We start from the raw sequence: 12843 nt of genomic DNA, 5'->3' as shown, positions 1-12843 counted from the left end.
AGGCGCAAAACGGAGCCGTAGCTCGGACTACGGCGAGTATTTGCAACGCCGAGTGGCGACGCTGCGGCGGGATGAGCGGGCGTGAGGGGCTTGCTCATGGCTTCCCTAGGCCTTGCGGATCGGAGTGGCGATGGCGTCGGCGACGCGGATGGCGCGCGGGATCAGGCCCAGCTCGGTGAAGGAGTCGGCCACCTGTTGCTGCTCCCGGGCGATGTCGGTCGTCAATGGCCCGACCGGCGCCGCACCACGGCGCTCGACCATCTTGTAGACCGTGGCCAGCGGCAGGCCGGCGAAGTCGGCATAGCGCTGCACGGCGTCGCGGCGGTCGGCGCGGGCGCGCGTGTCGGTGTCGGTCAGGGCCTGGAACAGCGTGTTCAGCAGGGCCGCATCGCGGCTCAGCACGCGCGAGGCCAGGTAGAAGGTGTTGTTGCTCGTCAGCCCGCGGCTGGTGGCCAGGGCGCGCAGTTCGCCGCTGACTTCGGCGGCGGCGTAGTAGGGGTCCCACACGGACCAGGCGTCCACCGAGCCGCGCTCGAAAGCGGCGCGCGCGTCGGCCGGCGGCAGGTAGACGGCCTGGATGTCGCTCCAGGCGAGCCCGGCCTTCTTCACCGCCCGCACGGTCAGGAAATGAGCGCTGCTGCCTTTCTGCAAGGCGATGCGGCGGCCCTTGAGGTCGGCCAGTGTCTTCAGCGGTGAATCCGGCTTGACGAGCACGGCCGAGCTGTCGGGCTTGGGCGGTTCGGCGCCGACATAGACGACGTCCTTGCCGGCGGCCTGCGCGAACACGGGCGGCGCATCACCGGTGGCGCCGAACTCCACGCTGCCCAGAGCCAGCGCTTCGAGCAGTTGTGGGCCGGCGGGGAACTCGGTCCACTGGATGCGGGTGCCGGGCAGGCGCTGCTCCAGCAGGCCATAGCTCTTCAGCAGCGCGAGGTTGAAGGAGCCTTTCTGGAAGCCGATACGAAGCTGGGGCGATGCCTGCGCCCGCGTCCAGATGGAGGCCGTCGTCGCGAGGATGGCGACGGCGGCGCGTCGCGTCGTCTGCGCGCTCATTTGGCAGCCTCGGCAAGCTTGGCCGTGCCGGGCAGGGCATCGGCCACGCGGATGGGCTTGGGAATCAGGCCCAGGCTGTGGAAGGTGTCGGCGATCTTCTGCTGCTCGGCGGCGACGGCGGGCGTCAGCGGCTTCACGCCGAACTGGTAGCGCGTCAGGCTGCGCTCGACGACCTCGGGCTCCAGGCCCTGCAGCGGCGCGATGACGGCCGCGGCGGCCTTGACATTGGCCTTCAGCGTGGCGGCCTGCGCCTGCGTGTCCTCGAACAGCGCCTTGATGACTTGCGGCTGCTTCTCGGCATAGCTGCGCTCGGCCAGGTAGTAGGCGTAGTTGTTGACGATGCCGCGGCCGTCGGCCAGCACCCGCGCGCCGCTCTGCTTCTCGACGGCGGCGAGGAAGGGGTCCCAGATCACCCAGGCCTCGACGGCGCCGCGCTCGAAAGCAGCGCGAGCATCCGCCGGCGGCAGGTAGACGGCCTGCACGTCGTTGAACTTCAGGCCCTGCTTCTCCAGCGCCTTGACGATGAGGTAGTGGACATTGCTGCCCTTGTTCAGCGCGACCCTCTTGCCCTTGAGATCGGCCACCGACCTGATGGGCGAATCCTTGGGCACGACGATGGCCTCGGCCTCGGGCGCGGCCGGGTCGTAACCGATGTAGACGAACTGGGCGCCTGCGGCCTGCGCAAAGATGGGCGGCGCCTCACCGACAAAGCCGACGTCGACGGCGCCGACGTTCAGGCCTTCGAGCAGCTGCGGGCCGGCGGGGAACTCAACCCACTTCACGCTCACGCCCAGCGGGGCGAGCTTCTTCTCGAGCGAGCCGGAAGACTTCTGCAGCGTCAGCAGGCTGGCGGATTTCTGGAAGCCAATGCGCAAGGTCGTGTTCGACTGTGCGGAAGCATGGACGCTGACGGCGGCGACGAGCAGCGGCGCGGTCCAGCGGAGGAAGGAACGGAAGAGCATGTGATGTCCTGTGCAAAAAGATCCCGGCGCTCGGGCGCACCCGATCAGCGCCGTTGAGCGCCGGGATGAAGTCGCCGATCCCGTGCGGGAGGCGAGGAGACAAGCGGTGGTGTGTGCGGTGGGACAGGCTTCAACAGCTGAGCGCCGGCTCCAGCCGCTCCCGCATTCGCGGTGCAAGCGGCGCGAGCGCGCGGTCCAGGCGGGCGATGAGGTCGGGCTCGGGCACGAAGCCTCCAGCCTCATGACGGCGCAACTGAGCGTCAGTGGCAAAGACGCCGTCCAGCACATGGCGGGCGCCCAGGGCCGAGAGCACCGGCTTGAGGGCGTAGTCCAGCGCCAGGAAATGGGCCGGGCTGCCGCCGGTGGCCAGCGGCAGCACCATCTTGCCGCGCAGCGCATCGGGCGGCAGCAGGTCGAGGAAGACCTTGAGCAGGCCGCTGTAAGCCGCCTTGTAGATGGGCGTGCCGACGATGACGAGGTCGGCCTGTTCGATGGACTGCACGGCGGCGGCGATCGCCACGTCCCGCACATCGGCCGCCAGCAGCGCGTCGGCGGGCAACTGGCGCACCAGGATGTCGTCGTACTGCGTGCCGCGGCCTTCCAGGCGCGTCAGCGCGAACTGCGTGAGCCAGGCCGAACGCGAGCGTTCGCTGGGGCTGGCTGAGAGGCTGGTGATGTGCATGGCGGCCGGACTCGGTGGATGCCTTGCACGATAGGGAAAGCGCCTTCCTCGCGGAACGAAGGAAAGCGGCGATGCTTATGCGCGGAGCGCTGTTGGCGCTCCGGCACGGGCGTTAGCGCACGCCCTGCAGCGCCGCGCCACGGGCCCTGACGACGGGCCAGTTCGCGACGATCTTGGTACGGGTCAGCTCGATCTCGCCCTTTTCTTCGGCGGCCAGCACGGCCTCTTCGGACTTCAGCGTGTGCGGCGTGATGCCCGGCTTCCAGCGCACCATGACGAGCACCCACAGTGGGCTGTAGCTCGCGTCTGCATTGGCGCCGCCCACAGGCCGCGGGATGGAGGGCAGTACCGTGGCTTGCTCGTCGCCGGGGAACTTGTAGGCCTTTTCGACGGGCATGCCGGGCTTGACCGTGTCGGCCAGGGCCGGCACGTAGTTGATGCCCTGTTTCTTGGCGATGCCGGGGTCGGAGATGTCGGTGCTGACGTAATGCACGATCTCGCCCTCGAACCAGGCCTCCTTCAGCGGCAGGGTGACGACCTGGTCAGCGGCAAAAGTGGCAGCCGTGGTGCAGAGCAGGAGGACAGCGCCCAAGGCGCGGAGGGCAGAGGTGGGCATCAGGATTCCTCGGTAAAGGGGAAAAGCGATTCTTGCGATGTGGGTGGCCGAGGCAAGGGAAAAGTGCGCGGGCAGGTCGACTTGCGGGTGGATATAACCCTGGGCCAGAAGCTTTGATCGGGTTTTTCGATACATGCGGGATGGACATCGCCAGGACTCTCAGCAGCATACGCAGGCGACCGGAGGCTCGCTGGGACGCGACCTGAACGCCTACGCCTGAGCGTCAGGCCAGTCAACGTAGCGCTTCACTGGCGACAGCCCCGGCCTAACGCCTAGACTTGAAGCATGCCGGACTACTTCAACACTTACGTAGACGAGGCTCAGCTGCTCACCTATCAAGGGGCGGACTTCGATGAGGTCTGTTTGACCGATCGGTCTGGCGAACCCGGTGCGCAGGTCTGGTGCTGGACGCGGCGGGAGGGTGACCTCGCCAAAGCGTGCTGGCTGCGGCTGATCGTGGCCGTCGACGACAAGGATTCCCCGGCCGCGGTCGAGCGCGTCAGGGGCGCCCTGCAGCCGCAGCCGGTGACGGATCCCAGCCGCCCGCTCTGGATGCATTGAACCCGGTCGTCTGGTCCGGCGGCCCGGATGTCCAGGTGTGCTGGCGCCGGCGTTGATACAGCCGAGTGAACTTGCGCACCTGCTGTGCCTTTGCAGCGGCGAAGGCGGTGCTTATCGTGACTCATCGTTTTCGAGCCTCACGATGAGCACCATGCGACGCACTGCCGCCTTGTTCCCGCGATCCGCTGTCATCGACGTGGCGTCACGCTGGCGCGCCAGCTTGCAAAGCCTGTGGGACGCGTTGGCGCAGGACGACGACGAACGCTTTCTCTGCGAAGCCTGGGATCTCGCCGATCTGGAACGGCGGCTGCGACGCCTGGAACAGGGCCGCATGGAACGCTTCGGCCCGCTCTCGCGCGGTTCTTGAGAGCCACTGCGTGGTCCCTCCGGCGGGAATCGAACCCACATTTGCCGCTTAGGAGGCGGCCGTTCTATCCATTGAACTACGGAGAGCACCGTCGATGCGGCAGGGGCACCGGACAGGCGGCGCGCATTCTCTCATGGGGTCGTGCGGGCTTTCTGGCAGCATGCGCCTACTGAAGGAGACACCCGACATGACTCACTCCGGAAGCTGCCACTGCGGCCGCATCAAGTTCGAGGTCGAGGGCGAGATCGGCTCGGCCCTGTCCTGCAACTGCTCGATCTGCCAGCGCAAGGGTTCGCTGCTGTGGTTCGTGCCGCGCGCCGCGCTGAAGCTGTTGACGCCAGAAGAGAACGCCAGCAGCTACACCTTCAACAAGCACGTCATCCAGCACCGCTTCTGCCCGACCTGCGGCATGCACCCTTATGGCGAGGGCAAGGGGCCGGACGGTTCTGCGATGGCGGCGATCAATATCCGCTGCCTGGAAGGCATCGACCTGAAGGCCGTGCCCGTCACGGAGTTCGACGGGCGCTCGAAATAAGCGATTAGAACTGCGTGACCAGATGGGGCTGGCCGCCGACGCGCGTCAGCACGCGGCGGGGCTGGTGCAGGGTGCCGCCGCGCGTCGCGCGGGCCACTGCGGCCTGGGCGGCGTCCAGCAGGGCCGCCAGGAGTGGACGCTCGCCGTTGCAGCGCGAGCGTGGGATGACCAGGGAGAGGTCCATGGCTTCGCTGGTCTGCAATTCCAGGCTGGCGTTGACGACCAGCGTGGAGGGCGTGCTGAGGGAGACGTCGAGATCGGCATCGACCAGATCGGCTTCGACCGGCAGATGCGGCACCGTCAGCGGGGAGAGTGATTCTGTGAACATGGCCGGAATCCTCGGGGAGGGCCCCGGCGCCCGCTGTCGGGCAGGCCAGGGCAAGGCTGTAGGACGGGGCCTGATCGCTCAGGCGTGCATCAGCGGCAGGGCCTGCTTGACGGTGGGCTTGGCGAACAGTCGGCCGATCAGCGCGCGCGCAAAGAAATAGTCGTTGCGCAGCTTGTCGCCGAGCGCATCCAGGCCGACGCGGCCCTGCGGGTCGCAGGGGATGTCCAGGCCGGAACCCTGGTAGGCCAGCGGCTCGAAGTGCAGCAGATGGGTGGGCTCGGTGTCAGTCGGCAGGGCGTCGGCGAGCGTCGTCTTGGATGCGGACTGCGGAACCGGCAGCGCCGTGGGCGCCGTTTCGGGTTGGAGCTGGATCTGGGTCATGTGAACCTCCATCGAGATCAACACGGAGTTGATGAGACAACTTTGGTCTCGATGAGATTCGAAATGTGTAGGCAGGCCGGGATGGCGGATGGGAGACGCAACGCGTCGCTTTGTAGGACGCCGCTGGCCGTCGAATCATTGCGGGCCGAGCGCCGGGCCGCTCCCAAGCCGGCCCGCGTCAGGCGATGTGCTTGTGGCTCAACGCCGCAAGCATTGCCGTCCCCTCGGGGGACCGACTGGGCCGCCTGCGTTCAGCAGGGTGGACTGGGCGAGGGGCACCCAGTCAATCCCACTTCCATTGCCAGATGAGGTCCAGCGCGTTGTCATCTCCGCCCTGTGCGCGCAGCGTGAAGCGTTGGGCGATGCGATAGATCAGCTGCCACGATCCTGTCGTCGCGTTCAGGCCGCGCTCATAGCCGACATACCAGCGCCGCGAGATCTGCTTGCCCAGGCGCACGATGGTGGCCTTGGTGTCGTCGTCGCTCTGCGACAGCGAGAGTTCGTCCAGGCCGAGGTTGCGCAGCACCTTGCCCGTCGGGCCTTCGCCCTCGCCGCTGAGCAGGGCCAGTGCGGCGCGCTGCAGCAAGGCCGTGTCGGTGCGGCCGAGCCCGTCGGGGCCGCGACCCAGCAGCAGCCAGGAGAGCTTGTCGGTGTCGCTCATCTCGGGCGAGGAGTACAGGCTCACGCGTGGCGCCAGCGCCGTGCCACCGACGTAGACGCCCACGCGCACATCGAGGTTGGGGCGCACGGCCAGCAGGTCCAGCGAAGGGTTGTCGTAGGCGCCGGTGAAGCTGATGTCGCCGCGCTCGATGTCCAGCTTCTGGCCATAGGCGGCGTACTGGCCACCGTCGGCGTCGAGCTTGCCCGTCACGCGCAGCGGGCCGTTGTTCTGGCTGACCTGCAACTGGCCGCGCAGCGTCGTCGCCAGGCCGCGGCCGCGCACCTTGAAGTCGCGGCCGAAGTCCAGCGCCACGTTGACGCTGCTGGCGCGCGCCGCCTTGGGTGCCGGTGGCGCGCTGGGCGCGCCGTCCTTCTCGGGCCGCGGGCCGCGCAACACGGTGACGTCGTCGGCCAGTGCGGGCGCATCGCCGCGGCTGAAGTCGAACAGGCCTTCGTCGGCGCGCAGCTTGCCTTCGAGCTTGAGCCCCTTGGCGTCCAGATCCAGCGAGGCCTGGCCGCTGGCGACGAGGCGGCGGTCCACGCGCGACAGCACGCGCAGCTTGTCGGCCGTCATCTGGATGTGGGCCTTGGGGTCGGCGCCCAGTTCGGCCGTTCCGCTGGCGCGCAGCCAGCCATCGCCGCCGCGTGCCTCCAGCCTGGACAGCTCGGCATGCTGGCCCTTCAAGTCCAGTGTGAAGCGGCCCTCGGTCACGTCCACGCCGTAGAGCAGATGGCGCAAGGCGAGGTTCTCGCCCTCGGCGCGGCCGGTCAGATCGGGCGCGCCCAGGCGGCCGCTCAGCTGCACGGTGGCGGCCGCGCGGCCCCCCAGCCGCCAACCCGCGGGCACCCAGCTGCCCCAGGTGCCCAGCTGCGCGACATTGGCCTGCAGCACGCCTTCCACGGGCGTCTGCGCATCGGGCCACAGCTTGGCCGGCCGCAGCGTCAGCGCGCCGCCGAAGCTGCCCAGTTCGCTGCCCGCCACGCCCTGGGCGAACTGCCAGACGCCGTCGCGCACATTGAGGGCCAGGCGCAGGTCGGTCAGGCCGAGGGCCCGCTGGCCGAATTCGTCGGTGACGCGCAGGTCGCCGCTCTGGCGTTCGATGAGCAGCTCGGCCGTGAGGCGCTCGTTCAGCAGCAGCGAGGCATGGCCGGTCACGCGCAGGTCGCCGCCCCAGCCGAAGTCGGGCTGCCAGCGCGCCATCAAGGGAGCGGCGGCCAGGTCTTCCAGCTGCAGCTCGGCGCGGGCTTCGGGGCGGTCACCGCCGCGCCAGCTCAGCGCCTGCCAGCGCACGAAGGCGCCGCCGACCTCGGCCCGGCCGGGGTCGGCCGAGAGAACCGGGCCATCGCTGGCCCAGCGCAGGCCAATGTCCTTGGCCGCCAGCAGCGGTGGCGTGTTGGGACGCAGTGGCCCGATGTCCAGGCGCGCGACGCGGCCGGTCCAGGCCTGGCCGTCCCAGCGGCCACGGGCCTCGAGCTGGGCGTTCAGGGCCAGGTCTTGCGATTCACGGGTGATCTTGCCGCTGACCTGGGCCTTGACGTCATGCGCGCTGCGCCGGCCCTTCAGGTCGACCTTGGCGCTGGCGAGCTGGGCCAGCGGGTCGCGCAGCTGGCTGATGTCGAGGTTCAGCGCGACAGGACCGTCGCCGTCGGCGCCGGGCAGGGGCAGTTCCCAGCGTGCCTTCACATTGGCGATGCTGGTGCCCAGGGCCTTGGCCGAGGCCAGGGACAGGCGGCCGCTGCCACCGGCCTGCCAACCCTTGGCGCCGCGCACGAGCTGGTAGCTGCCTTCGCCCTCGCCCTGGCCGGCGATGGGCTGCTGGTCGAACAGCGCCAGCAGCGGGTTGAGTTCGGCCAGCGCGCCGACCCTGAGCGTCGCCGTGCCGGTGACGGCCTCGGGCCGGGCCTGGCCGCTGGTCTGCACGCGGTTGTTGCCCAGGCGCCCGTCGATGTCGAAGGCCGCCGCGTCGGCCGCGCGCTCGCGCTGCAGCTTGATGCGGCCCTCGAGCGGCAGGCCGGCGAACTGGCCGGGCAGCAGGCGCACATAGGCGTTGCCGCTGAGGGTGGCCAGGGTCTTGCCACGCACGTCCACGTCGGCCTCGGCATTGAGCCGCGTCGGGCCGGGGAGGCGGGCCCAGGCCGAACCGGGCGCGCCGCGCCACAGCAGGTGCGGATCGAACTGGCGCAGCTGGGCTTTCAGTTGGGCGGCGCCGGCGGTATCGACGCGGCCGCTGGCCTGCAGCGTGGCGTCACCGCTGGCCAGGCGGGCGTCTTCGATCTGCCACTTCGTGCCCTGGCCTTGCAGTTGGGCTTTCAGGCGCAGCGGGCGGTTTTCGATCGTGCCGCTGAGGTCGAGCTTGGCGTTCAAAGGGCCGGCCTTGCTGCCGGCGAGGGTGAGCGGGCCGTCCAGGCGCGCCGGCGTGGCGCGGGCGTCCAGCGCCTCGGGGCGCAGGCCTTGCACGCGGGCGTCGAGCTGCCAGCGGCCGTCGGCCTCGCGCAGGCCCTTGCCCTGCACGCGACCACCGCCGAGCAGCTCAGCGTCCAGGGCGGTCAGGCGCAGGCTGGCGGGCTGGTCGGGGCGGCCGGCCAGTGCAATGACAAGGCGATTGACGGGCAGGGCGCCCTGGTCCCAGCGGCCGGCGGCGCCGTTGCGCAAATCGGCCTGCAGCGTGGCCTCGGCATCGCGGGCGGGTGCCTTCAGCTGGGCCTCTCCGCTCAGGGCCGTGCGCGGCAGGCCAGGCATCAGCGCGGCCAGGTCGAGCTTGTCGGCCTTCAGTTGCAGCGCGTTGACGGGCCAGGGGGCGAAGGGTTGCACCTCGCCGTCGGCCTTCAGCGTCTGGTGGGCCGCCTCCAGCTCGGCCTTGGCCTTGAGCTTGGCGAGCGGCCCGGTCACGGCGGCGATGGCCGTCCAAGGCAGGTCGGTGGCCTCGGTCTGCTGCACGCGCAGCGTCGCGTCGGTCTGCAGCGGCGCGGCACTCTCGATGCGGGCCTTGCCGGCCAGCGTCAGGTGTTGCCAGCGCGCAGCCTTGAGCTCGATGCGATGGGTGCCGCGGCGGGGCAGGTCCAGCTGGGCGTCCAGGCCGAGCAACGGCGCCTGATCGGGCGCCCAGCTTAGCTTGGCGATGCGCAGGCTGGCGATCTGCACGCCGAGCGGCAGTGTGAGGTCCGGCGGCAGGACGATGGGCTTGTCGCTGGCCTGGCTGCGAATGACGACCTCGTCCACGGCCAGCTCGCGTGCCAGCAGCAGGCCGGCGCCGGGGCTGACGCCCAGGCCCTTCCAGCGCAGGCCGCGCAACTCGGCCGAGCCGCCGGCCCAGCTGATGACGAGGCGGCGGGCGCTGAACTCGCCCATCAGCGAACCCTCGGGCGCCTCGATCTGCACGCCGGGCAGATGGGCCATCAGCCAGGCACCACCAGATGGGCGCTGCAGCAGCCAGGCGACGAAGCCGACGATCAGCACCAGCACCAGCGTTAGCGCGATCAGACCGGCACGCAGGATGCGAAGCGACCTTCTCACAGCGTGATCCCGACGCTGAAATGCAAGCGCCACTTGCCGGTCTCCTGCGCCCGCGCCACGTCCACGCGCAGCGGGCCGACCGGGCTGCGCCAGCGCACGCCGGCGCCGTAGCCGACGACGGCGCGGTAGTCCTGCCAGCGCCGGGCGGCGTTGCCGGCGTCGACGAACACAGCGCCCCACAGGGCGGGGAAGCTGGGCATGATGGGGTGCGCCAGTTCCAGACTGCCGGTGGCCAGCACGCGGCCGCCGACGGTCAGGCCGTTCTTCTCCGGGCCCAGGCTGCGATAGGCATAACCGCGCACCGACTCGTCGCCGCCGGCCAGGAAGAGCAGCTTCTCGGGCACGCCGACCTGCTCTTTCGAGACCACCTGGGCCACCTCGGCACGCGCCGATGCGAACCAGCCGCCGAAGGGCTTGTAGACGCCCAGCTTGAACTGCATGCGGCCGAAAGGCCCGCTGTCATCGCTGCCGCCGCCCTTGGCATAGCCGAAGCCGACCAGGGCCAGGGCCTGATGGCCGTCGGTGGGCAGCAGGGTGCTGTCCAGGCGGCGGCGTATCCACTGCTGGTTGATGGAGACGGCCAGGTTGGTGTTGACCTCGCTGCCGGCCGTCTCGCGCGCCCGCAGCAGCTCGACATAGCTGAGGCGCTCGTCCTTCGTCGATTCATAGAGCCGGCCCAGGCGCACGCCGAGGTTGGTGGCGATGGTGTCGCCGGTGCGGTCCTGTTCGAACTGCAGCGAGGCGAGATTGCGCTTCAGGTCGGGCTGGGGGTGGGAGCTGAGCTCAAGCTCGGCGCCGCGCAGGTCGCGGCTGAGCTGCAGCTTGGTGCGGGCGCGCACCGGCAGGTCGAAGGGCCGGCGGTGCAGGTGCTCCACACTGATGCTCTGTCCCGTGTTGCTGTGATAGCCGACGGCGACCGTGGCCTGCTGCAGGGCCGACTCGGTGACGGTGACCTGCACGGGCAGGGTGCCATCGGCGTCCGGCGCCTCGGGCAGCAGCTGCACGCGCACGGCGTCGAAGAGCTGGGTCTTGGCCAGGCGCTCCTGGAACTCGGCCAGCTTCTGCTCCGTATAGCCGTCGCCCTTGTCAAAGCCGGCGAGGCGCTCGATGGCATCGCGGTCCTGGCGCTTGAGGCCTTCGATGCGCAGCGCGCCAAGCCGGGCGCGGTTGCCGCTGGCCAGCACGAGATGGAGTTCGGCGCTCTGGTCCTCGGGGTCGACGCGCGCCCCCGTCTCGGCCCAGCGCGCCAGCGGGTAGCCGCCATTGCGGGCGCGCAGCAGCAGGTCGCTCTTGCCCGAGGCCCATTGGGCCAGCGTGAAGGCGGCCCCCTTCTTCAGTGGCCACGCGCCGCGCAGCGCGTCGCGCAGGGGCTGGGCGCCTTCATCGGCGAGGCCTTCAGTGAACTCGATGTCCAGCTTGCCGACCCGCGTCAGCGGACCCGGTTTGACGGTGAGCAGCAGCCGCGTCTCGTCGGCGGGGTCACGGTCCACGTCGGCCTTGGCGTTGAAATAGCCTTCGGTCTCCAGCAGGCCCTCGGCCTGGGCCGGCGCTGCCGCGGCCAGGCGGGCCAGCTCGACCTTGCTCAGCGCCGCCTCGCTGGCGCGGTAGCGGGCGATGTCCAGGTTCTGGGCCAGCAGCGTGCGCAGCGCTGCGGCGTCGCGGCTGTCGCCGTCGATGCGGATGTCCAGGCTGTAGACGGCGGGCGCGTCGGCCGGGATGTCCGGGGCCTTGGGTGCGGGGGGCTGCGGTGGAGCGGGTGTCGCACAGCCGCTCAGTACCACCACGAGCAGCAACGCGAGGAGACGCGTCATTTACTGAGCAGCCGCATCGCGCCTTCGAGTCCGGAAAGGGTCAGCGGGAACATGCGCTGCTGCATCAGCTGCTGGATCAGCGCGATGCTCTGCCGGTACTGCCAGACGCCTTGCGGCTCGGGGTTGATCCACGCGTACTTGGGGAAGGCGTGGGTGAGCCGCTGTATCCACTCCGCGCCGGGCTCGTCGTTGTTGTATTCGACGCTGCCGCCGGCCTGCAGGATCTCGTAGGGGCTCATGGTCGCGTCGCCGACGAAGATGAGCTTGTAGTCGCGGTTGTACTTGCGGATCAGGTCGAAGGTGTTGAGCTTCTCGGCAAAGCGGCGCCGGTTGTTCTTCCAAACGAAGTCGTAGACGCAGTTGTGGAAGTAATAGAACTCGAGGTGCTTGAACTCGGTCTTGGCGGCGCTGAACAGCTCCTCGACGCGGCTGACGTGCTCGTCCATCGTGCCGCCCACGTCCATCAGCAGCAGCACCTTGACCTTGTTGTGGCGCTCGGGTTGCATGCGGATGTCCAGCATGCCGGCGTTGGCGGCCGTGCCGTGGATGGTGCCGTCCAGGTCCAGCTCCAGCTCCGAGCCCTCGCGCGCAAAGCGGCGCAGGCGGCGCAGGGCCACCTTGATGTTGCGCGTGCCGAGCTCCAGCGTGTCGTCGTAGTCGCGGTAGGCGCGCTGCTCCCACACCTTCACCGCACTCTTGTTGCCGCCCGAGCCGCCGATGCGGATGCCTTGCGGGTTGTAGCCCGAGTTGCCGAAGGGGCTGGTGCCGCCGGTGCCTATCCAGCGGTTGCCGCCCTCGTGGCGCTCCTTCTGCTCCTCGAAACGCTTCTTCAGCGTCTCCATCAGCTCGTTCCAGCCCATCTTCTCGATGGCGGCCTTCTGCTCGGGCGAGAGCTCGATCTCCAGCTGTTTGCGCAGCCACTCGAGCGGCACCTCGGCGGTGAAGTCGGTCAGCATCTCCACGCCCTTGAAGTAGGCAGCGAAGGCGCGGTCGAACTTGTCGTACTGGGTCTCGTCCTTGACGAGGCTGGTGCGGGCCAGGTGGTAGAAGTCGTCGATGCTGGCCGTGCCGCCGTTGTCGGGGCCGCCGATGACGCCGGCCTGCAGGGCTTCCAGCAGCGTCAGGTACTCGGGCACCGTCACCTTGAGCTTGGCGGCACGCAGCGTGTAGAAGAACTGGATCAGCATCGGTGCGGACTCGGGGACTGCAGGTCGAAAACGATTATGCAGCGCGAGTCTCGCCGGAGTTAGGGATGCCGTCTTTCGGGCCGAGCGCCGGGCCGCTCCCTAGCCGGCCCGCGCTGGCGATGTGCTTGCGGCTCAATGCCGCGAGCATCGCCGTCCCCTCGGGGGCTGAGGCCGGACACGGTGACT

12 protein-coding genes and 1 tRNA gene are annotated in these 12843 nt (G+C 69.4%); 3 read left to right on the top strand and 10 right to left on the bottom strand.

Going from position 1 to position 12843, the window contains the following annotated elements; all coding sequences use genetic code 11:
- Nucleotides 1–105: 105 nt before the first annotated feature.
- The 4 genes from AC1D2H_RS21195 to AC1D2H_RS21180 all read right to left on the bottom strand — a co-directional run bounded on the left by AC1D2H_RS21195 (nt 106) and on the right by AC1D2H_RS21180 (nt 3313).
- A complete protein-coding gene (locus tag AC1D2H_RS21195) occupies nt 106–1053 on the bottom strand; it encodes an aliphatic sulfonate ABC transporter substrate-binding protein (RefSeq protein WP_478012347.1) in 948 nt (315 codons plus the stop codon).
- A complete protein-coding gene (locus AC1D2H_RS21190; RefSeq protein WP_478012346.1) occupies nt 1050–2015 on the bottom strand; it encodes a sulfonate ABC transporter substrate-binding protein in 966 nt (321 codons plus the stop codon). Before AC1D2H_RS21190 ends, AC1D2H_RS21195 begins: the two co-directional genes overlap by 4 nt.
- A gap of 130 nt (nt 2016–2145) precedes the next feature.
- Nucleotides 2146–2697, bottom strand: coding sequence for an NADPH-dependent FMN reductase (gene ssuE, locus AC1D2H_RS21185; RefSeq protein WP_477931801.1), 552 nt, complete (start codon nt 2695–2697; stop codon nt 2146–2148).
- Nucleotides 2698–2809: 112 nt separating this feature from the next.
- On the bottom strand, nt 2810–3313 hold the full coding sequence (locus AC1D2H_RS21180; protein ID WP_477931802.1) for a DUF7482 domain-containing protein: 504 nt from the start codon (nt 3311–3313) through the stop codon (nt 2810–2812).
- Between the two features lie 285 nt (nt 3314–3598).
- Between AC1D2H_RS21180 and AC1D2H_RS21175 the strand changes: the two genes are divergently transcribed.
- Both AC1D2H_RS21175 and AC1D2H_RS21170 read left to right on the top strand, forming a co-directional pair.
- On the top strand, nt 3599–3874 hold the full coding sequence (locus AC1D2H_RS21175) for a hypothetical protein (RefSeq protein WP_478012345.1): 276 nt from the start codon (nt 3599–3601) through the stop codon (nt 3872–3874).
- A gap of 142 nt (nt 3875–4016) precedes the next feature.
- On the top strand, nt 4017–4241 hold the full coding sequence (locus AC1D2H_RS21170) for a hypothetical protein (protein WP_478012344.1): 225 nt from the start codon (nt 4017–4019) through the stop codon (nt 4239–4241).
- 11 nt (nt 4242–4252) lie between these two features.
- Here the strand turns inward: AC1D2H_RS21170 and AC1D2H_RS21165 are convergent.
- Nucleotides 4253–4327: transfer RNA gene (locus AC1D2H_RS21165), tRNA-Arg, on the bottom strand.
- 101 nt (nt 4328–4428) lie between these two features.
- Between AC1D2H_RS21165 and AC1D2H_RS21160 the strand changes: the two genes are divergently transcribed.
- Complete coding sequence (locus AC1D2H_RS21160) at nt 4429–4776, top strand: GFA family protein (protein WP_478012343.1); 348 nt, start codon at nt 4429–4431, stop codon at nt 4774–4776.
- A gap of 4 nt (nt 4777–4780) precedes the next feature.
- On the opposite strand, the gene AC1D2H_RS21155 is transcribed toward AC1D2H_RS21160, so the two are convergent.
- The 5 genes from AC1D2H_RS21155 to AC1D2H_RS21135 all read right to left on the bottom strand — a co-directional run bounded on the left by AC1D2H_RS21155 (nt 4781) and on the right by AC1D2H_RS21135 (nt 12657).
- Nucleotides 4781–5104: a hypothetical protein gene (locus AC1D2H_RS21155; RefSeq protein WP_478012342.1), complete on the bottom strand. Its 324-nt coding sequence runs from the start codon at nt 5102–5104 to the stop codon at nt 4781–4783.
- Between the two features lie 78 nt (nt 5105–5182).
- Nucleotides 5183–5485 (bottom strand): hypothetical protein, encoded by a 303-nt coding sequence (locus AC1D2H_RS21150; RefSeq protein ID WP_478012341.1) that lies wholly within the window; start codon nt 5483–5485, stop codon nt 5183–5185.
- Nucleotides 5486–5768: 283 nt separating this feature from the next.
- The gene (locus AC1D2H_RS21145) at nt 5769–9659 is read right to left on the bottom strand and encodes a translocation/assembly module TamB domain-containing protein (RefSeq protein WP_478012340.1); all 3891 of its coding nucleotides are present in this window, start codon (nt 9657–9659) and stop codon (nt 5769–5771) included.
- Complete coding sequence (locus AC1D2H_RS21140; protein WP_478012339.1) at nt 9656–11470, bottom strand: autotransporter assembly complex protein TamA; 1815 nt, start codon at nt 11468–11470, stop codon at nt 9656–9658. Before AC1D2H_RS21140 ends, AC1D2H_RS21145 begins: the two co-directional genes overlap by 4 nt.
- Complete coding sequence (locus tag AC1D2H_RS21135) at nt 11467–12657, bottom strand: vWA domain-containing protein (RefSeq protein ID WP_478012338.1); 1191 nt, start codon at nt 12655–12657, stop codon at nt 11467–11469. The genes AC1D2H_RS21140 and AC1D2H_RS21135 overlap by 4 nt, the downstream gene beginning before the upstream one ends.
- Between the last annotated feature and the right edge of the window lie 186 nt (nt 12658–12843).

Source organism: Roseateles sp. P1_C1_2 (genome assembly GCF_056406535.1).
This window is presented reverse-complemented; position numbering and strand designations above follow the sequence as displayed.

Bases quoted from the DNA above. Each gene is read 5' to 3' on its own strand.
- AC1D2H_RS21195 (WP_478012347.1), bottom strand. From the start codon at position 1,053: ATGAGCGCGCAGACGACGCGACGCGCCGCCGTCGCCATCCTCGCGACG.
- AC1D2H_RS21190 (WP_478012346.1), bottom strand. From the start codon at position 2,015: ATGCTCTTCCGTTCCTTCCTCCGCTGGACCGCGCCGCTGCTCGTCGCC.
- ssuE (WP_477931801.1), bottom strand. From the start codon at position 2,697: ATGCACATCACCAGCCTCTCAGCCAGCCCCAGCGAACGCTCGCGTTCG.
- AC1D2H_RS21180 (WP_477931802.1), bottom strand. From the start codon at position 3,313: ATGCCCACCTCTGCCCTCCGCGCCTTGGGCGCTGTCCTCCTGCTCTGC.
- AC1D2H_RS21175 (WP_478012345.1), top strand. From the start codon at position 3,599: ATGCCGGACTACTTCAACACTTACGTAGACGAGGCTCAGCTGCTCACC.
- AC1D2H_RS21170 (WP_478012344.1), top strand. From the start codon at position 4,017: ATGAGCACCATGCGACGCACTGCCGCCTTGTTCCCGCGATCCGCTGTC.
- AC1D2H_RS21160 (WP_478012343.1), top strand. From the start codon at position 4,429: ATGACTCACTCCGGAAGCTGCCACTGCGGCCGCATCAAGTTCGAGGTC.
- AC1D2H_RS21155 (WP_478012342.1), bottom strand. From the start codon at position 5,104: ATGTTCACAGAATCACTCTCCCCGCTGACGGTGCCGCATCTGCCGGTC.
- AC1D2H_RS21150 (WP_478012341.1), bottom strand. From the start codon at position 5,485: ATGACCCAGATCCAGCTCCAACCCGAAACGGCGCCCACGGCGCTGCCG.
- AC1D2H_RS21140 (WP_478012339.1), bottom strand. From the start codon at position 11,470: ATGACGCGTCTCCTCGCGTTGCTGCTCGTGGTGGTACTGAGCGGCTGT.
- AC1D2H_RS21135 (WP_478012338.1), bottom strand. From the start codon at position 12,657: ATGCTGATCCAGTTCTTCTACACGCTGCGTGCCGCCAAGCTCAAGGTG.